This is a genomic window from Pleomorphomonas sp. PLEO (genome assembly GCF_041320595.1).
Classification (GTDB): Bacteria; Pseudomonadota; Alphaproteobacteria; order Rhizobiales; family Pleomorphomonadaceae; genus Pleomorphomonas.
Genome location: NZ_CP166625.1, coordinates 959,349 through 977,434, shown reverse-complemented (window position 1 = coordinate 977,434; position 18,086 = coordinate 959,349). Strand labels below are relative to the sequence as shown.

Sequence of the window (18,086 nt, the reverse complement as noted above, 5' to 3'; positions counted from 1 at the left end):
GTGAGCGATGCGGAAACGATGGTCTTCGGGGTCGCCGAACGTTATGCCACGGCCCTGTTTGAGTTGGCGAGCGAGACCGGCGAGCTTGAAATCGTTGAGGCGGACATCGCCCGTTTCGAGACTATGCGCCACGAAAGCGCCGACCTCCGCCGCCTGATGAAGTCGCAGGTGTTCAGCACCGAGGAGCAGCTCCGCGCCATCAGCGCCATTGTCGAGGCCGCCGGTATCGGCGTGACCTTGAGCAACTTCATCAAGCTCGTCGCCACCAACAACCGGCTGTCGGTCATGTCCCACATGTTCCGCGGTTTCCGTCAGATGCTCGCCGATCGGCGTGGCGAAGTGACGGCCGGTATCGTGTCGGCGATCCCCCTTTCCGATGGCCAGCTTGCCGATATCAAGGGCGCGCTGGCCGACATATCCGGCAAGTCGGTTCATGTTGAACTCGACGTCGACCCGTCGCTGATCGGCGGACTCGTCGTCAAGCTCGGCTCGCGCATGATCGACACGTCGCTCAAAACGAAACTCGACGCACTCAAGATTGCATTGAAAGAGGTCGGCTGATGGATATCCGAGCCGCGGAAATTTCCGCAATCCTCAAGGAGCAGATCAAGAACTTCGGCCGCAACGCCGAAGTATCCGAGGTCGGCCAGGTTCTCTCCGTTGGTGACGGCATCGCCCGTGTCTACGGTCTCGACAACGTCCAGGCGGGCGAGCTGGTCGAGTTCCCCGGCGGCATCCGCGGCATGGCGCTCAACCTCGAAAGCGACAACGTTGGCGTCGTCATCTTCGGTACCGACCGCGACATCAAGGAAGGCGACACGGTCAAGCGCACCGGCTCCATCGTCGACGTGCCGATCGGTCGCGGCCTGCTCGGCCGCGTCGTCGACGCGCTCGGCAATCCGATCGACGGCAAGGGCCCCATCGAATACGAGACTCGGGCCCGCGTCGACGTCAAGGCGCCCGGCATCATCCCGCGCAAGTCGGTGCACGAGCCGATGTCGACCGGCCTCAAGGCCATCGACGCGATGATCCCGATCGGCCGTGGCCAGCGCGAGCTGGTGATCGGCGACCGCCAGACCGGCAAGACCGCCATCATTCTTGATACGTTCCTCAATCAGAAGTCTCTGCATGAGGGCGGCGACGAGAAGCAGAAGCTCTACTGCGTCTATGTCGCCATCGGTCAGAAGCGGTCCACCGTCGCGCAGTTCGTCAAGAAGCTCGAGGACGCCGGCGCGCTCAAGTATTCGATCGTCGTTGCCGCCACCGCCTCCGATCCGGCGCCGATGCAGTACATCGCGCCCTTCGCCGGTTGCGCCATGGGCGAGTATTTCCGCGACAACGGCATGCACGCCCTGATCGCCTACGACGACCTAACTAAGCAGGCCGTCGCCTATCGCCAGATGTCGCTGCTGCTGCGCCGTCCGCCGGGACGCGAAGCCTTCCCTGGCGACGTGTTCTACCTGCACTCCCGTCTGCTCGAGCGTGCCGCCAAGCTCAACGAAGACAATGGCTCCGGCTCGCTCACCGCGTTGCCGGTCATCGAGACGCAGGCCAACGACGTGTCGGCCTACATTCCGACCAACGTCATTTCGATCACCGACGGTCAGATCTTCCTGGAGACCTCGCTGTTCTACCAGGGCATCCGCCCTGCCGTGAACGTCGGCCTTTCGGTGTCGCGCGTCGGCTCTTCGGCCCAGATCAAGGCCATGAAGCAGGTTGCCGGTACCATCAAGGGCGAGCTGGCCCAGTATCGCGAAATGGCCGCCTTCGCTCAGTTCGGTTCCGATCTCGACGCCTCGACCCAGCGTCTGCTCAACCGCGGCGCCCGCCTCACCGAACTCCTGAAGCAGCCGCAGTTCTCGCCGCTGAAGACCCAGGAAGAAGTGGCCGTGATCTTCGCCGGCGTTTCCGGCTTCCTCGATCCGCTGGCGCTGTCCAAGGTGCGCCCCTTCGAGGAAGGCCTCCTGCGTTTCCTGCGCGAGAAGCACACCGACATCCTCGATCGCATCTGGGCGGAGAAGCAGCTCTCGGACGAGCTTCGCGGCAAGCTCCACGAAGCGATTTCGACCTTCGCCAAGACTTTTGTCTGACGACATCGCTGGATGAACCGAGAAGGGCGGCAGACGCCCTTCTCTCCCGCGCCCCGATGCCCGACGGGCAGGAGCCGATATGGCTAGCTTGAAAGAACTCAAGAACCGCATCGCTTCGGTGAAGGCGACGCAGAAGATCACCAAGGCGATGCAGATGGTCGCCGCGGCGAAGCTGCGCCGCGCGCAGGAGGCGGCGGTCGCCGCCCGTCCCTACGCCCGCCGGCTTGGTGCGGTGGTCGCCAATCTTGCCGGCGCCATGGCCGGCCGCGATGATGCGCCGCGCCTTTTTGCCGGCACCGGCCGCGATGAGGTGCATCTCCTTGTCGTCTGCACCGCCGATCGCGGCCTTTGCGGTGGATTCAACTCGTCGATCGTTCGACTGGCGCGCGAGCGCGCCGCCGCCCTGCTCGCTGCTGGCAAGACGGTGAAGATCATCACCGTTGGCAAGAAGGGTGCTGATGCCCTGAAGCGCGACCACGGCAACCGTATCATCGATCGTGTCGAGCTTCGCGAGGTGAAGACCATCACCTTCGGCATCGCCACTGGCCTTCAGAAGCGCATCGTCGACCTCTACGAAGCCGGCGAGTTCGACGTCTGCACGCTGTTTTATTCCGAATTCAAATCGGTGATCAATCAGATCCCCACCGCCAAGCAGCTCCTGCCGGTCAAGATCGACGCTTCGGCTGCCGCCTCGGAGGCCGTCTACGAATTCGAGCCGGACGAGGCGGAAATCCTAAAAACCATGCTGCCGCGCTACATCGCCGTGGAGCTTTTCACAGCTCTGCTCGAGAATGCCGCCGGCGAGATGGGCGCCAAGATGACCGCCATGGACAATGCCACGCGCAACGCCGGCGATATGATCGATCGTCTGTCGATCACCTACAACCGTACGCGCCAGGCCAAGATCACCACCGAGCTCGTTGAAATCATTTCGGGCGCCGAGGCGCTCTGACCGCAACTTCGATCAAGGACCACAGCGATGGCTGACACACATATCGGACGCATCACCCAGGTCATTGGCGCCGTCATCGACGTCAAGTTCGACGGACACCTGCCGGCCATTCTGAACGCGCTCGAGACCAAGAACGGCGACCACAGGCTGGTTCTCGAGGTTGCACAGCACCTTGGCGAGAACACCGTCCGCACCATCGCCATGGACACCACGGAAGGCCTGGTACGCGGCCACGAGGTTCTCGATACCGGCAAGCCGATCTCGGTGCCGGTCGGCGATGCCTGCCTCGGCCGCATCATGAACGTCATCGGCGAGTCCGTTGACGAAGTCGGCCCGATCATCGGCGAGGAACGCCGCTCCATCCATCAGGAAGCCCCCGACTACACCGACCAGTCGACGGAATCCGAGATCCTGGTCACCGGCATCAAGGTGGTCGACCTGCTCGCTCCCTACGCCCGTGGCGGCAAGATCGGCCTGTTCGGCGGCGCTGGCGTCGGCAAGACGGTGCTGATCCAGGAGCTGATCAACAACGTCGCCAAGGCGCACGGTGGTTATTCGGTGTTCGCCGGCGTCGGCGAACGCACCCGTGAGGGCAACGACCTCTATCACGAGATGATCGAGTCCGGCGTCAACAAGGACCCGCATAAAAACGGTGGTTCGACCGAGGGCTCCAAGTGCGCCCTGGTCTACGGCCAGATGAACGAGCCGCCGGGAGCCCGCGCCCGCGTCGCACTGGCCGGTCTTACCGTCGCCGAGCATTTCCGCGACAAGGGCCAGGACGTTCTGTTCTTCATCGACAATATCTTCCGCTTCACTCAGGCCGGCTCGGAAGTGTCGGCGCTCCTCGGCCGCATTCCCTCGGCGGTGGGCTATCAGCCGACGCTCGCAACCGACATGGGCGCCATGCAGGAGCGCATCACCACCACCAATAAGGGCTCGATCACCTCGGTGCAGGCCATCTATGTGCCGGCCGACGACCTGACCGACCCGGCGCCGGCCACGTCCTTCGCCCATCTCGATGCGACCACGGTTCTCAACCGCGCCATCTCCGAGAAGGGCATCTATCCGGCCGTCGACCCGCTCGATAGCTCGTCGCGTATGCTCGACCCGCTGATCATCGGCGAGGAGCACTACAACGTCGCCCGCCAGGTGCAGCAGATCCTGCAGAAGTACAAGGGACTGCAGGACATCATCGCCATCCTCGGCATGGACGAACTCTCCGAAGAGGACAAGCTGACGGTGGCGCGCGCCCGCAAGATCGAGCGCTTCCTGAGCCAGCCCTTCCACGTCGCCGAAGTGTTCACCGGCTCACCCGGCAAACTCGTCGCCCTCGAAGACACCATCAAGGGCTTCAAGGGTCTCTGCGACGGGCTCTACGACCATCTTCCGGAAGCTGCCTTCTACATGGTCGGCACCATCGACGATGCCGTCGAGAAGGCCCAGCGCCTCGCCGCCCAGGCGGCCTGATCGCCGATCGGGTCGGGCGGCCAATGCCGCCCGCCCTTTGCCGGCGCCCGTTGCGCCGGATCTGAGACATTGACCGGCCTTGACGGCCGCCTGAGCAATTCCAGAGCGCGAGACGCATCGTTCGCCGGGAATTGCGCGTAAACACCGTGGGGAGCGCCGGATGGCAACCTTCAAGTTCGAGCTCGTCAGCCCCGAGCGCCTGATTCTGTCGGTCGACGCCGATCAGGTGGACCTGCCCGGCAGCGAGGGCGACTTCGGCGTGCTCGCTGGCCACGCGCCTTTCCTGACCACGCTGAAGACCGGCATCATCACGGTAAAAGCCGGCGGCGTATCGAGCCGGATCTACGTGCGCGGCGGCTTTGCCGACGTCAACGCTTCCGGCCTCAGCGTTCTCGCCGAGAAGGCCGTGACGGAAAGCGAATTCGATCCAGCCGTTGCCACAGCTGAACTCGCCACCGCCGAGGCCATTCTCGCCGAGGCGAAAAGCGAGGAAGCCAAGGACAGCGCCATCGCAGCCCTTGGCGAAGTGAAGACCGCGGTCGCGGCACTCGCCTGACACACAATGTTTGGGTCAAACCTCATCGGCCAGGCCACCGTTACTCGGTGATGATCTGGTCGAATTGGTCGATCGCCGCGAAGAACGCCGGCTTGATTTTCTCGAGTTTACTCGAATCGATCACCGCGTAGCTCGATCCGGCGCGGGCCAGAACCGCCTGCTTGATTGGCACTTCATGGAAGTTGGAACAGGTGACACCGTGCTGGGAATGCACGCCTCCAGCCGACAAGAAGGCCTTGCTGATCCCCAGCCGCTCCACTGTCCTCAGCCCCTCATCGCCTGAAAACGTCTGGGAGGAGGCGTGGAACAGCCCCCCCAGCAAGATCAGGCTGGTGTTCGGCCGCTTGATAACGCGCTCGGCGACGTTCATGGCATAGGTGATGACGGTCAGCGGACCGGACACCGGCAGATACTCCGTGATCCGCGGCGTTGTGGTTCCACAATCGATAAAAATGGTGTCATCCGGCTCGACAAGTCGCGCCGCCTTGCGGCAGGCGAGGTCTTTCGCGTCGGCATGGATGTCGGCTTCCGCGTCAAGGCGATAGGTCGTGGCGCGCTCGCCATCGACCGGCAAAATGTAGCCGCCGAGATAGCTGAAAAAGTGCGGTGCCGAGGCAAGGTCCCGCCGCACGGTCATGCCGGACACGCCGAGAAGCATGGCCGCATCGCTGAGATGCAGGACCCCCACGTCCTCCAATCTGCTCTTGAGTCGCTCTATGCGATCGACCTTCTTCAACTGGCACCTCACCCGGCTCGCCCCTTGACTCGCGGGAGGCGGCATGAAACGTTCCGAACAAATTTTGTGATAATCATAACACAAAAGCTGGATGGAGTCGTTGAAATGGCGGGAACGAAACGCGATCCGCAGGTGCTGGCTGGCATGATCGACCACACGATCCTTAAGCCGGAGGCAACCAGGGCTGAAGTCGCCCGGCTCTGCGACGAGGCGATCACCCACGGCTTTGCCTCCGTCTGCGTCAATGCCGTACATGCCGGCTTCGTGGCCGAACGTCTCAAGGGTAGCAAGGTCAAGACTTGTGTGGTCGTCGGCTTCCCGCTCGGCGCCATGGGCGCCGCCGCCAAGGCCGACGAGGCCTCGCGCGCCATCGCCGCCGGCGCCGACGAGATCGACATGGTGATCGACATCGGTGCCTTGCATGAGGGCGATCTCGATCGTTTCCGCGCCGACATCGCCGCTGTGCGACAAGCAACGGCTGGCAAGGTGCTGAAGGTGATCATCGAGAGCTGCTTGCTCGACGACGCCCAGAAGGAAACAGCCTGTCGAACAGCCAAGGACCTTGGCGCCGATTTTGTCAAAACCTCCACGGGCTTCTCAAGCGGTGGCGCGACGGTTGAAGACATCACGCTGATGCGCCGGGTGGTCGGTCCTGAGATGGGCGTGAAGGCTTCCGGTGGGGTTCGTACGGCCGAGACCGCGTGGGCCATGGTGGAAGCCGGTGCCACGCGGATAGGGGCCAGTGCCGGTATCGCCATCGTCGGCGGCGCGGGCAAAGGAAGCCCCGCCGGATACTGACCGGCCCTTGCCCCTCGTGCTGGCGTCGCCGACATTCGCGAACGACGGCGTCAGCATAAATCGAACCGCGCCACGATTAAGACTGGCGACATCGTTTCAGATCGTCGCCATCACCTCGCATGTTTCAACCATGTTCGGCGGGAACTGCTCGCTCAGTATTTCGTTATTCCCTCGTCGGCCCGGCCGAAGGTTGCGGAGCGAAAGCTCCCACGCGACCGGAAGGCGGCGGGACCATTCGTTGAAACGGATCGCTCGAGGTGAGAAGATGAACGACGCAAGCATCGGCTGGATCGCAGCCATCATTATCGGCGGCCTCGCGGGCTGGATCGCCTCGGGCCTGATGAAAACCGATACCGGCCTGTTCCTGAACATCGTTCTCGGCATCATCGGCGCCGCGATCGCCAGCTTCTTGTTCGGGGTCTTCGGCATCGCGTTTGGCGGTTGGATCGGCTACCTCATCGCCGGTGTGCTCGGCGCCTGCATCCTGATCGGCGGCGTCAGGGCAGTACAGAGGTAGCACAGCAGTTGAAAAGTGGCGTCCCGGAAGGGATTCGAACCCCTGACCTACGGTTTAGGAAACCGTTGCTCTATCCTGCTGAGCTACCGGGACGCGGTGCGGCCGGACCACGGTCCGGCCGCTTCGGCTCATCTAGCAAATCGACGACGGCTTTGACAGCCCTTTTCGAAAGGTTGCATGTCCTAATGGGAAGGCAGCCTTGTCAGCTAGTGGATAGGCGGCAAGCTTAGCATCGGCTAGAATTCGGCGGATCAGAGACCCGTCGATGCTTTCCGCCCACTTTGCTCCCGTGCTGTCTTTTGTCATCGCCCTCTTGGTCGCTCAGCCAAGTTGGTCAGAAGAGACGTGTGCCGACAGCGCCGTGGTGCCGACTCACCGCCTTCAAACAGCCCTGTCGCTGCCGGCCGGAACTGTCCGACCAGTGGTCACGCTGACGAGGCTCCAGCTCTCTCCCGACCCCACGCCCACCGTCGTTCTCGATGGCGTCATTCTGCCGGCGAAAGCGGGCGAGGCGATCCGCGCCGCCTATTTCGATGTGATGGCTCGCCTTGTCGGCATTCCGGTTGCGGTCGTCGTCTCGGCTGACGATCCCGACCGTCGCGGTCGCTTGCATGGCATCATCCAGCTTGAAGGGGGCGAGAGCCTGGGCGAGCGGATCCTCGCTGCCGGCGCCGGCCTTGCCGATGTGTCGTTTACGCCCTGCGCGGCGCGCTTTCTCGCCGCCGAGACCCGGGCGCGCGCCGAAAAGCGTGGCATTTGGCAGCAAAGCCGGATATGGACGGATCTCAACGCGGCGGCTACCGGCCTGCCCGATTTTGTGCTCGGTCGTGGTAAGGTCGCCTCGATTGGCCGATCGGGTCGCACAACTTATATCAATTTTGGCGGCAACTTCCGGACGGATGCCACGGTGCGCCTTCGTGAAACCATGACGTCAGCGCTCATTGCCGCCGGGCGGCCACCGGAGAGTTTCTCTGGCCGGATGGTCGAGGTGCGCGGCTGGGCGGATCGGCGAAATGGCCTTGATATGGACCTCGATTCGCCGCTGGCCTTGCAGATGCCGGACGCGGCGTCGGACTTGAGAACGGACTAGGAAGTAGCATGGCCGGACGGATGGGTTGGACAGGCAAATTCTGCTGGCTGGCATCGCGGGCCGCCGCGATGGCGCTTGCCCTGTCGCTTGCCGGCTGCCTGGGACTTTCAGGCGAGGACGGTGGCTTGTCCGCCGATCAACTCGCCGCCGCCAACGCCGTTCCGCAAGGCAAGGTCGATCCCAATGAAGTGGCGATCGCCGAACGTGAACACCCCAAGATCGTCGCCGCTTTCGGTGGCACCTACGAAGATCGCGAAGCGGAGCTGGCAATTGCCAGCGTCGTCGGTCGGCTGGTGGCCGCCAGCCCGGAGCCTTGGCGCAGCTATCGCGTCACCATCCTGAATTCGCCGGCCGTCAACGCATTCGCCCTGCCCGGCGGCTATGTTTATGTGACGCGCGGCCTTCTGGCTCTCGCCAGCGATACCGCCGAAGTCGCCGCCGTCATCTCCCACGAGATGGCCCACGTCACCGCGCGCCATGCCTTCCTGCGGGCCCAGAAGGCCGAGGCCGCCGCTGTCGCCAGTCAGGCGGTCCAGGACGTGGTGCAGGATCCGGCGGTGCAACGGGTCGCGCTGGCTTCAACGCAGGTGTCGCTGGCCCGATTCTCGCAGATTCAGGAACTCGAAGCAGACCGGATCGGTATTGCAACGCTGGCCAAGGCCGGCTTCGATCCGTTCGCCTCGCCACGGTTCCTCACGTCGATGTCGCGCCTCGCCGCCTGGAAGAATGGCCTTCCCGAAGATGACACCGGCTCGATCGACTTCCTGTCCTCGCACCCCTCGACGCCTGAGCGCCTCGCCCAGGCGCAGGAGGTGGCTAAGGCCACCGGTGTCACCGACGGCGAGGTCGACCACGATGGCTATCTGTCACGCATCGACGGCATCATGTATGGCGACGACCCGAACGAGGGTTACGTACGCGGCCGCCAGTTCTTGCATGCCAAGCTGGGCTTTGCTTTCGAAGTGCCGGAAGGCTTCCTGATCGACAATACGTCAAAGGCCGTGCTGGCGACCAACGCGGATGGCGTTGCCATGCGCTTTGACGGCGCCAACATCGCGGCGGGCAGCGATCTAGTTGCCTATCTGACCTCCGGCTGGGTCAACGGCCTCGACCAACAATCGGTGCGCACCGTATCGATCGCCGGGCTACCGGCCGCCGTGGCTTCAGCATCGGCGCGCGGCTTCACCTATCGCATCGCCGTCATCCGTTTCGCCGACCAAGCCTTCCGCTTCCTGTTCGCGACACGTGGCGACGCCGCCGCGCTCGACCAGACCTTCAGCTCGACGGTCGCTTCGTTCCGCTCGCTGTCCGAGGCCGAGAAGGCATCACTGGCCCCTCTGCGCATCCGTGTCGTCACGGTTGGCGCAAGCGACACCACCGACACCCTGACCCGGCGCATGGTGCCGATGGATCGCGGCGTCGTCTTGTTCCGGGCCCTCAACGGTCTTGCCGCCAACGAGGAGCCACGCGCCGGTACGCGCGTCAAGATCATCGTCGATCGGTGATGCAAGGGCCGATTGTTCATCTTTCGAGAACAGTGCGGCGGCAACATGCCATCCTGACAAACGGCGCGGCGGGCCCCATCTTCGGGTCACCAAGCGGGCGATGAAGCATCGCCCCGTTCAGGGAGACCCGCCATGATCACCATTCGCAAGGCCGACGCGCGCGGCCATACCGACGCCGGCTGGCTCGATAGCCACCACAGCTTTTCGTTCGGCCACTATTTCGACCCCGAGGCCATGGGCTTCGGTCCGCTCCGCGTCATCAATGACGACCGCGTCGCTGGCGGCGGCGGCTTTCCGCCCCATCCGCATGCCGACATGGAAATCGTTTCCTATGTGCTGGACGGCGCCTTGCAGCATCGCGATAGCCTCGGCACCGGCTCGGTCATCCGCCCGGGCGACGTGCAGCGCATGAGCGCCGGAACGGGCATTCGCCATAGCGAGTTCAATGCCTCCGCCACCGATCCCGTGCACTTCCTTCAGATCTGGATCCTGCCGGAAGCGGACGGCTTCGCCCCGTCCTATGAGCAGACCAGCTTTGGTGACGAGCTGGCGGATCGGTTGCGGCTGGTTGCCTCACGCGACGGTCGTGACGGCGCGTTGACGCTGCATCGAGACGTCGACCTCTATGCCGGCCGCCTCAAGGCCGGGACCGAAGTTGAGCACGCCTTCGCAGCAGGTCGGCTCGGCTGGCTGCACGTGGCGCGTGGCAACGTCACGGTCAACGGTCAGGACCTCCAGGAGGGTGACGGCGCGGCGATCGAGCGGCAGCCGAACCTGTCGATCACCGCCACAGGTGACGCGGAGATCCTGCTGTTCGACATGGGCCGCTAAGGTATCGTGTGAAAACTGAGCGCCGCCGCCAGGTTTGGCGGCGGCGCTCATTCCGTGAAGGTGGAATTGAAGTCGTCCAGGGCTCCTGAATCGCCATCGTAACGCGTGCCGTCATAGATCAGCCGCAGCCGGAAGGACTTCTTCTTGACCAGCTTCCGCTTTTCACCGTTGATGCAAGTCGCTGTGTAATCGACGGCAATGCCGAAGTCCGCCAAGCCATGATGGCCTTGCTTTCGAATTTCGAGGGAGGGCACCGCTTCCCGATGGTCGAGGGTCTCGCAATGCTCGGTCTCCTCTGCCAGCGAATAGAGGTAGGGACCGTCGTAGAGATCGACGAGTCGGCCGCCAACCACTCCGACAAGATGCAACGAGTCGAAGCCTTCCTGAGAGTTGAAATGGCTGCTGTCTGTTACCACGACAGGACTATCGGGCGCGGCGAGCAATAGCCGGTAGCCGATAGTCGGCCCACCCGGATCGGTCGCCACCTGAAGCCGCCCTAACGGCCTATAGTCTGGCCTTATCTGAGCCACGGCGACAACACCGCTACTCACGACGGCGGCATAGGCTGCTTTTCCCCCTTCGATAACAGCGATCTCTGACCGATCGCCATAGTCTTCTATATTAACGGCTCGGTCGGCCGGATCGCCCGCATCGGGGTCACTTGCGGACTCGACAGCTTCGGCGCCAGCAAACTGCTTGCCGGTGCCATCAGCGCCCAACCCAGGATAAACATCGCGCAGAACGTCGAGCGCTGTGGTGGCCGATCCCGAGACAAGCGGCGCCCCCAGGCAGATGGCATCGCGCCAAGTCGCCGTGCATTCTCTGACCGCGACCGAGCGAAATATCGCCCCGCTGTCCCCGGCATGTGCCGTGACCGTCAAAAACGGTGCCATCAGGGCGGTCGTGGTCAGCCACGCCCAAGATGGACCTGTCATTGTCTTCCCCATGATGATTGACCGACGCCTCCCCGCGCCGCCCCCCTATGAAAAAGACCCGGCAGGTCTCCCCGCCGGGTCTCGAAAAAATAACACGGACCGAAGCGCCGGCGACGCTTATCAGGCGGCTTCCGCCTCGTCCTCGCTTTCGTCGACGACTTCCTCAGCGGTGTCGCCGCGCGCAGCGATACGCTTCGGGCTCTTGTTGAGGCTGTCCTCGATGCGGCGAATGGCCTCGGTTTCGGTGATGCGGGACACCGCCGAAATCTCGCGGGCCATGCGATCGAGCGCCGCCTCATAGAGCTGACGCTCCGAATAGGACTGCTCGGGCTGGCTCGACGCGCGGTGCAGGTCGCGCACCACCTCGGAAATGGCAACCAGATCGCCGGAATTGATCTTGGCTTCGTATTCCTGAGCGCGGCGGCTCCACATGGTGCGCTTGACGCGAGCGCGCCCCTTGATGATTTCGAGCGCCTTGTCGACGGTTTCGTCCTCGGCAAGCTTGCGCATGCCAACCTGTTCGGCCTTGGCCATAGGAACGCGCAGGGTCATCTTGTCCTTCTCGAACACGATGACATACAGCTCCAGCTTCATGCCGGCGATTTCCTGCTCCTCGACGGCGACGATTTGGCCGACCCCATGGGCCGGATAGACGATGTGCTCGTTGGTCTTGAACCCATTACGGACAGCGGGTTTCTTCGCAGTGGCCATTCAGTCCATCCACTCCTCGGTGCCGGCGGCAACAAATCACCCTCTTCTGCTCGGAAGCAGAAAGAATAAGACGGGTCGATTATGAACTGCGAACCTGTACGTCCGCTCCGCCGACACGCTTTCGCGTTGTTTTCAGTCGAACTGGGGTTTCACTTCCGCTCGCAGCGTACTTACCATGCACATGGCAAGACCCACACCAAGGCTTAAGCCTTCATGCAGGCCATAAAAAAGACCCTGTGCAGGGCCCCGCGAGCGACCGGAAGAATTCGTCGACTGTCAACGTTAGCTGTAGCACAAAAAGCACAAAAAACAAAGCAATATGACACGATACGCCGCAAAAATGCGCCGTCACATGGCTGCATTGCCTATTGCGCGGGTTCGGCGGTACGTTTCCTCAGCCCCCTTTGCCCGGCTTGGGCGAGAACAGGGCGGCAAGCTTGCCTTCCACGCCATCGTTATCCTTGGCGTTTGGCAGAGGGTCGCGACGAGCGGCGAGATTGGGCCACACCACGGAATACTCGGCGTTGAGTTTCAACCAGTTGTCGAGGCCTGGCTCCGTATCCGGTTTGATCGCTTCAGCCGGACATTCAGGTTCGCAGACGCCGCAGTCGATGCACTCGTCGGGATTGATGACGAGCATGTTCTCGCCCTCGTAGAAGCAGTCGACAGGACAGACTTCCACGCAATCGGTGTATTTGCAGGCAATGCAGTTGTCGGTGACGACATAGGTCATGAGCGAATACCCTGATATCCACAGGCGGAACGGCGGATGGCGTACCGGAGTTCCTTCGGCCGTTCAAGCGCGATCATCGGTAATTTCAGTCTGGCTCGGTCAATCTGTCGAAGCGGCGGCGATCGCGTTTTGTCGGTCGCCCCTCACCCGCATCGATGGTCGGACCGGTAGCTTTCTCAGCCGGCGGCGTCAGATCCTCATAGAGTTCCGAGGCAACTGAATAAGAACCACGACGCTCGGCGAAATCGAGGACCTTCAACACCCTGACACCGCCATGAAGGCCGATGGTCAAGACATCACCAGCCTTGACGGGCTGGGCCGGGTCATCGATTTTGCGGCCGTTGAGACGGACGTGACCAGAGGTCGCGAGCGCTTGACCGAGCGTCCGCGTCTTGACCACCCTTGCGTAGACCAACCACTTGTCGATCCGTTGCCGGTCGGAACCTCGTTCCTCGGACACGCCCGCCCGATCTCCTACTTCTTCTTCTGCTGCTCAAGCGACGCCTTGAGGGCCGCCAGCGCGGCAAACGGTGAATTGGGATCGGCGACCTTTTCCTTGCGCGGCGCGCGCTCGGGGGGGCGCTCACCGTTCCGCTCGACAGGACGGCCGTCGCGACGATCTCCGAAGCGGCGCTCTTCGCGCCCTTCGCGCCGCTCACCCTGTGGTCGACGGTCCTGGCGGCGGTCATCCTGCGCGCGGGGACTACGTCCATCGGCGGGAGCTGCCTCAGCGGGTTCACCCGGACGGGTCGCCGCCGCACCGCGATGCGGACCGCCACGACGCTCGTTGCGCTGATCGCCTCTGTGATCACCATGCCGTGGACGGTCGCCGCGACCTGGCCGCCAGACGTCGACTTCCCGATCCTCGAAGGCCACGGTCTCAGCCGCTTCGGCGGGCACTTCGACAGCCCCTTCAGCGGTGGGCGCACTTTCCGCGGCAGCGACGTCAGCCGACGCTTCGGTGGCGTCGGCGGCCGGCATCTGGGCCTCAGCAGCCGGTGCATCGACCAAAGAAGTCTCCACGACGGGCGTCTCGGTCGAGGCTTCGGTCGAAACCTCCGCCACATCAGCAACTGCCGGCACCGTCTCGGACGTCACGCCGTCAGCCGATGCTTCGGCCTTCTGAGGCTTGACAGGCACCTTGATTGTCCGCTTCTCGGAACGATAGCCCAGACCGCGCAGGATGGAGGCAAAGTCTTCGCCCGAACAGCCGAGCAGCGAGGTCATCGCCACCGTCACCGTGAAGCTGCCGCCCTGCGGCAGCGCGCCTTCGGGAGGCGTGGCGCCGTCCACCGACTTGAAGGCGATCAACGGCCGGATGATATCGGCAAGACGCTCCAGGATGTCGAGACGGACGGCCCGCTCGCCGGCGACGCGGAAGCCGACGAGACGATAAAGCGTCTTGTCGAAGGCCGGATCGACCTTGATCGAGGTGCGGCCGGAGGCAGAGAGCTGCGGCAGCTCGGCAAGGCCCGCCATGTCCAGCGAGCCGTGCTTCAACGCCCAGAGCTGGGCCACCAGGGCGGCCGGCGCCGGCTTCAGGAGCGCCGGCACATAAATGTGGTAGGCACCGAAGCGGACGCCATACTTGCGCATGACGGCGCGCTGCGTCTGATCGAGCGCCTTGACGTCGTCGGCTATGTCATGCCGCTCGACGGTGCCGAGCGCTTCGACCATGCGGAAGGAAACGCCACGCGCGATACCTTCGAGATCGGCGGCGGTGCGCAGATCGAACAGCGGCTTCAGGAGCGTCTGAATGTGGGCGCCGACCCAGAGGTCGAGCCTATCCTGGGCTTTCTCACGGGCGGCACCGGCAAGCTGCTCGTCGGCGAGCAGCATCACGCGCGGCGTCAGCGTATCGTCACCGGCCACCAATCGCCCCACAGGCTCGCCGAGCCAGCGCAGGCTGCCATCGGTGGACAGCACGATTTCCTCGTTCGGCGCTTTGGAGATTTTCTCCGCGCGCTTGTCGAACTCTCCGGACAGCGCCTGTTGGGCGGCCGCTTTCAGCGCTTTGGCTTCGGAGCCATCGCCGCCAACACCCGGATCGGGCACGAAGCGGAAGCCGTGCAGCTCACCGACCGCCTGCCCTTCGACGAGCACGCCGCCGGTACCGGTGATTTCAGCTTCGAGCATGGTGTTCTCTCTCAATCTCTTCAACAATACCGATGTCCGGCGATCCACGAAACGCTGGGTCAACCGTTCATGCAACGCATCCGACAGCCGATCCTCGATGGCGCGCGTCTTCTCCCGCCAATGGCCGGGCGCAAACAGCCAGTCCGGCCGATTGGCGACAAAGGTCCAGGTCCTGATGTCCGCCAGACGCCGCGACAACGTATCGATATCGCCATCCGTCCTGTCAGACAACCCGACCTGCCGTGCAAACCAATCGTCTGGAATCACGCCTTTTGCAATGAGGAATCGATAGAGTGCGACGATGAGATCACCGTGCTGCGCCGGTGATATCTTGCGGAAGTCGGGAAGTTGGCACACGTCCCAAAGAAGCGCCACCCGTTCGCGACCATACGCCGCCGCCGCCACATCCTCTGCCCGAAGAGCGAAGTCGAGCGCTCGCTGATCATCGGATGGCAGCGCCCGGGTCAATCCCTCTACCCCAGGCAGCTTCTCGAGTGAGGCCCGGAGCGCGTCGACCGACGAAAAATCGAGGTCGCCGTTACGCCACTGAAAGATGCCCACCGGTTCGAAGTCATGCCCCTCGATGGCCGTGACGGTGTCGTCGTCGAACGGCATGACCCGGCCTGTGACGCCAAAGGTACCATCGTTGAGATAGCGACCGGCCCGACCGGCGATCTGACCGAGTTCGGCGGACGTCAGGCCGCGATACTGATAGCCGTCGAACTTGCGCGCCTGAGCGAAGGCGACATGATCGACATCGAGGTTGAGCCCCATGCCGACGGCGTCGGTCGCCACCAGAAAGTCGACCTCGCCATTCTGAAAGAGAGCCACCTGCGCGTTGCGGGTACGGGGGGAAAGCGCGCCCATCACCACGGCCGCGCCGCCGCGCTGGCGACGGATTAGCTCGGCGACGGCATAAACCTCGTCGGCGGAAAAGGCGACGATGGCCGAACGTGGCGGCAAGCGGGTGATCTTCTTGGCCCCGGTGTAGGCGAGATGGCTGAGACGCGGTCGCGAGGTAACGGCAACGCCCGGCAACAGGCGCTCGATCAGCGGCCGCGCCGTCGCGGAGCCGAGCAGCATGGTTTCCTGCCGCCCACGCACGTTCAGCAGCCGGTCGGTGAACACGTGCCCCCGCTCTATGTCACCGGCGAGTTGCACCTCATCGATAGCGACGAAAGCCACGTCCAGGTCGCGAGGCATTGCCTCCACCGTCGCCACCCAGTAGCGGGCGTCGCGCGGCACGATCTTCTCCTCGCCGGTCACCAATGCCACCGCGCTCGCGCCGACGCGGGCGACGATCCGGCCATAGACCTCGCGCGCCAGCAGGCGCAGCGGCAGGCCAATGGCGCCGGAGCCGTGGCTCAGCATCTTTTCAATGGCGAGATGAGTCTTGCCGGTGTTGGTCGGCCCCAGAACCGCCGTTACCGCCCGGGCACGGGCGATCGAAGACAGAGGGGCCGCTCGGACAATGTTCATGAGGTCCCGTTCGGTTGAGCGATGACGCCGTGACCTTCCTATACGAAAAAGCCCGCCTGAGAGGCCAGAGAAAACCGGCAGAAGCATGGCGACAGCCGCCAAAAGGAATCAAACGAGAACAGATGCGGGGCGAATCGCAATTTCAAAGAGATTCTGCATTCGTTCCCTACAAGATATGGATGCAGACAGAGTCTTCGCCTCGCTATCTTGAATCCGAAGACTCCACAGAGAGAGTCGTTCGATTCGCCACTAGAATCGATGTCAAGAGCAGATCGACAGCAAGACTCTAAACCAGAATCATGGTTAACCAATTATACTGAGACGCAAAAGTAGAGGACTGGCGGCGTTAACACTTTCAACAGAGCGGGAACGAACACGGGCCGAATCGCCGACACGGCAATGTTCTTGTTTCGCCCCACCCATATCTGCCATCACCCGCGCCTCAGCGCACAAGATGTCGCCCGAGCGGCGTACTTATCGCCTGCGTCGGTCACTGAAGAATTAACAACTATGTCCCGAATTGGCACAAAACGACCAGGAAACTCGGATGTGGTGGTAATAAAAAAGGCGCCCTGAAGAGCGCCTCTTTCGATCGATATCGTGATGGCCACACTCAGTTGGAGGCCTGCTCCACCTTGCCCAGCTTGGCGTTCTCGCCGAACTGGGTTGCGACCACTAGGAGCAGTCCGCGCATTGTCTGGACCGAGATCTTGCTCGGCACCATGACCCGTCCCTCGGCCATCGGCACGAACCAAACATCAAGGTTCTGGTTGTCACGCATATATTCGGTGGACTTGGTGCCCTCGCGGTGGCCGGCCACCGGCACCCAGCGCGCCGAGCAGTGCACCGCGTCCCCCTTGTATCCGGGAATATCGACGGGATCGGTACTGGTGTAGCTGAGCTGGATATCATAGCGCGTCCAGCCATCGAACACCGGCAGCGTACGATCGCAGACGTCTTTGCCATCGGCCTTGTCATCACGCATCATCGGCAGGATTGCCGCCGACAGCGGGTCGACCACGCGGCGCTTGGCCGCCGCCGTCACCGGCACACGGTCATCGTATTCGACGAGTTCGGGTATGGCCTTGAGACTACGGACATTGCCTCCGCCCAGCGCCATCGATACCTGCGTCACCGTGTCGCCACGGCTCATCAGGTCATAAGTGGATGGCACCAGCGAACGGCCCACGTAGCCCTTGGCGTCGACAAAGCTCTCTTCGGAACTGACGATGCGGGCGAGACCGGCGGTCGAAATGTGCAGCTTGGCCGCGTAGGCACCTCGGTCCACCTTGATCGACAGCGATCCCTTGGCAATGCCGATCCCCATGAAGGATGCGGCGTAGAGAGCTTGTACCTCGCCCTCACGCGCCACCGCCGCCCCGGATGGCGGCACGGCGGACAGCGTGGCGACAAAGACCGCCGCGGCCATGGCGCCTTTCGCACGACGCGGCAAAGTTTCGACACGAGCCACCACGGAACCTCCGTTTGCAGACGGCGAACCGTCTCACCCTCGGCCGCCATCTGCGACCGAAACAACGCCTTGAAGATCA

At 63.1% G+C, this 18,086-nt stretch carries 17 protein-coding genes and 1 tRNA gene; 10 read left to right on the top strand and 8 right to left on the bottom strand.

From position 1 onward, the window contains the following. The 5 genes from AB6N07_RS04330 (at position 1) to AB6N07_RS04310 (ending at position 5,065) form a co-directional block, all read left to right on the top strand. Positions 1-561 carry a F0F1 ATP synthase subunit delta gene (locus AB6N07_RS04330; RefSeq protein WP_370676583.1) on the top strand — a complete coding sequence of 187 codons (561 nt, stop codon included), beginning with the start codon at positions 1-3 and terminating at the stop codon, positions 559-561. Next, positions 561-2,090, top strand: a complete 1,530-nt coding sequence (atpA, locus tag AB6N07_RS04325; protein ID WP_370676582.1) for a F0F1 ATP synthase subunit alpha — start codon at positions 561-563, stop codon at positions 2,088-2,090. Before AB6N07_RS04330 ends, atpA begins: the two co-directional genes overlap by 1 nt. A 79-nt stretch (positions 2,091-2,169) precedes the next feature. Next, positions 2,170-3,042 carry a F0F1 ATP synthase subunit gamma gene (locus AB6N07_RS04320; RefSeq protein ID WP_370676581.1) on the top strand — a complete coding sequence of 291 codons (873 nt, stop codon included), beginning with the start codon at positions 2,170-2,172 and terminating at the stop codon, positions 3,040-3,042. A gap of 27 nt (positions 3,043-3,069) precedes the next feature. Beyond that, a complete protein-coding gene (gene atpD / locus AB6N07_RS04315; protein WP_370676580.1) occupies positions 3,070-4,509 on the top strand; it encodes a F0F1 ATP synthase subunit beta in 1,440 nt (479 codons plus the stop codon). Between the two features lie 160 nt (positions 4,510-4,669). Continuing rightward, entirely contained in the window at positions 4,670-5,065 is a 396-nt protein-coding gene (locus AB6N07_RS04310; protein WP_370676579.1) for a F0F1 ATP synthase subunit epsilon, read from the top strand. A gap of 40 nt (positions 5,066-5,105) precedes the next feature. On the opposite strand, the gene AB6N07_RS04305 is transcribed toward AB6N07_RS04310, so the two are convergent. Next, positions 5,106-5,957 carry a DeoR/GlpR family DNA-binding transcription regulator gene (locus AB6N07_RS04305; RefSeq protein ID WP_370676578.1) on the bottom strand — a complete coding sequence of 284 codons (852 nt, stop codon included), beginning with the start codon at positions 5,955-5,957 and terminating at the stop codon, positions 5,106-5,108. Between AB6N07_RS04305 and deoC the strand changes: the two genes are divergently transcribed. Together deoC and AB6N07_RS04295 are read left to right on the top strand one after the other, a co-directional pair. Then, positions 5,907-6,599, top strand: coding sequence for a deoxyribose-phosphate aldolase (gene deoC / locus AB6N07_RS04300; RefSeq protein WP_370676577.1), 693 nt, complete (start codon positions 5,907-5,909; stop codon positions 6,597-6,599). The two genes, AB6N07_RS04305 and deoC, sit on opposite strands and share 51 nt — an antisense overlap. A 265-nt stretch (positions 6,600-6,864) precedes the next feature. Beyond that, entirely contained in the window at positions 6,865-7,116 is a 252-nt protein-coding gene (locus tag AB6N07_RS04295) for a GlsB/YeaQ/YmgE family stress response membrane protein (RefSeq protein ID WP_370676576.1), read from the top strand. A gap of 16 nt (positions 7,117-7,132) precedes the next feature. On the opposite strand, the gene AB6N07_RS04290 is transcribed toward AB6N07_RS04295, so the two are convergent. Then, positions 7,133-7,209 (bottom strand) — tRNA-Arg (locus tag AB6N07_RS04290). A gap of 172 nt (positions 7,210-7,381) precedes the next feature. On the opposite strand from AB6N07_RS04290, the gene AB6N07_RS04285 reads away from it, so the two are divergent. The 3 genes from AB6N07_RS04285 to AB6N07_RS04275 all read left to right on the top strand — a co-directional run bounded on the left by AB6N07_RS04285 (position 7,382) and on the right by AB6N07_RS04275 (position 10,542). Beyond that, positions 7,382-8,206: a thermonuclease family protein gene (locus AB6N07_RS04285; RefSeq protein WP_370676575.1), complete on the top strand. Its 825-nt coding sequence runs from the start codon at positions 7,382-7,384 to the stop codon at positions 8,204-8,206. Positions 8,207-8,214: 8 nt separating this feature from the next. Next, a complete protein-coding gene (locus AB6N07_RS04280; RefSeq protein ID WP_370676574.1) occupies positions 8,215-9,711 on the top strand; it encodes a M48 family metalloprotease in 1,497 nt (498 codons plus the stop codon). Between the two features lie 132 nt (positions 9,712-9,843). Next, a complete protein-coding gene (locus tag AB6N07_RS04275) occupies positions 9,844-10,542 on the top strand; it encodes a pirin family protein (protein WP_370676573.1) in 699 nt (232 codons plus the stop codon). A gap of 47 nt (positions 10,543-10,589) precedes the next feature. Here the strand turns inward: AB6N07_RS04275 and AB6N07_RS04270 are convergent, their stop codons facing one another. From AB6N07_RS04270 to AB6N07_RS04245, 6 genes are all read right to left on the bottom strand, one after another. Then, positions 10,590-11,477: a hypothetical protein gene (locus AB6N07_RS04270; protein ID WP_370676572.1), complete on the bottom strand. Its 888-nt coding sequence runs from the start codon at positions 11,475-11,477 to the stop codon at positions 10,590-10,592. 120 nt (positions 11,478-11,597) lie between these two features. After that, positions 11,598-12,188, bottom strand: coding sequence for a CarD family transcriptional regulator (locus AB6N07_RS04265; RefSeq protein WP_370676571.1), 591 nt, complete (start codon positions 12,186-12,188; stop codon positions 11,598-11,600). Between the two features lie 394 nt (positions 12,189-12,582). Then, positions 12,583-12,921, bottom strand: coding sequence for a ferredoxin FdxA (fdxA, locus tag AB6N07_RS04260; protein WP_370676570.1), 339 nt, complete (start codon positions 12,919-12,921; stop codon positions 12,583-12,585). 85 nt (positions 12,922-13,006) lie between these two features. Continuing rightward, on the bottom strand, positions 13,007-13,381 hold the full coding sequence (locus AB6N07_RS04255) for an RNA-binding S4 domain-containing protein (protein ID WP_370676569.1): 375 nt from the start codon (positions 13,379-13,381) through the stop codon (positions 13,007-13,009). Positions 13,382-13,395: 14 nt separating this feature from the next. Beyond that, positions 13,396-16,536: a helicase-related protein gene (locus AB6N07_RS04250; RefSeq protein ID WP_370676568.1), complete on the bottom strand. Its 3,141-nt coding sequence runs from the start codon at positions 16,534-16,536 to the stop codon at positions 13,396-13,398. A 613-nt stretch (positions 16,537-17,149) separates the two neighbouring features. After that, positions 17,150-18,007, bottom strand: coding sequence for a DUF3108 domain-containing protein (locus AB6N07_RS04245; RefSeq protein ID WP_370676567.1), 858 nt, complete (start codon positions 18,005-18,007; stop codon positions 17,150-17,152). Positions 18,008-18,086: the final 79 nt, after the last annotated feature.

Excerpts from the sequence above, each read along its gene's own strand:
- AB6N07_RS04265 (WP_370676571.1), bottom strand. The coding sequence starts at position 12,188 with ATGGCCACTGCGAAGAAACCCGCTGTCCGTAATGGGTTCAAGACCAAC.
- AB6N07_RS04310 (WP_370676579.1), top strand. The coding sequence starts at position 4,670 with ATGGCAACCTTCAAGTTCGAGCTCGTCAGCCCCGAGCGCCTGATTCTG.
- AB6N07_RS04295 (WP_370676576.1), top strand. The coding sequence starts at position 6,865 with ATGAACGACGCAAGCATCGGCTGGATCGCAGCCATCATTATCGGCGGC.
- AB6N07_RS04270 (WP_370676572.1), bottom strand. The coding sequence starts at position 11,477 with ATGACAGGTCCATCTTGGGCGTGGCTGACCACGACCGCCCTGATGGCA.
- fdxA (WP_370676570.1), bottom strand. The coding sequence starts at position 12,921 with ATGACCTATGTCGTCACCGACAACTGCATTGCCTGCAAATACACCGAT.
- AB6N07_RS04250 (WP_370676568.1), bottom strand. The coding sequence starts at position 16,536 with ATGAACATTGTCCGAGCGGCCCCTCTGTCTTCGATCGCCCGTGCCCGG.
- AB6N07_RS04275 (WP_370676573.1), top strand. The coding sequence starts at position 9,844 with ATGATCACCATTCGCAAGGCCGACGCGCGCGGCCATACCGACGCCGGC.
- atpA (WP_370676582.1), top strand. The coding sequence starts at position 561 with ATGGATATCCGAGCCGCGGAAATTTCCGCAATCCTCAAGGAGCAGATC.
- AB6N07_RS04285 (WP_370676575.1), top strand. The coding sequence starts at position 7,382 with ATGCTTTCCGCCCACTTTGCTCCCGTGCTGTCTTTTGTCATCGCCCTC.
- deoC (WP_370676577.1), top strand. The coding sequence starts at position 5,907 with ATGGCGGGAACGAAACGCGATCCGCAGGTGCTGGCTGGCATGATCGAC.
- AB6N07_RS04280 (WP_370676574.1), top strand. The coding sequence starts at position 8,215 with ATGGCCGGACGGATGGGTTGGACAGGCAAATTCTGCTGGCTGGCATCG.
- atpD (WP_370676580.1), top strand. The coding sequence starts at position 3,070 with ATGGCTGACACACATATCGGACGCATCACCCAGGTCATTGGCGCCGTC.
- AB6N07_RS04320 (WP_370676581.1), top strand. The coding sequence starts at position 2,170 with ATGGCTAGCTTGAAAGAACTCAAGAACCGCATCGCTTCGGTGAAGGCG.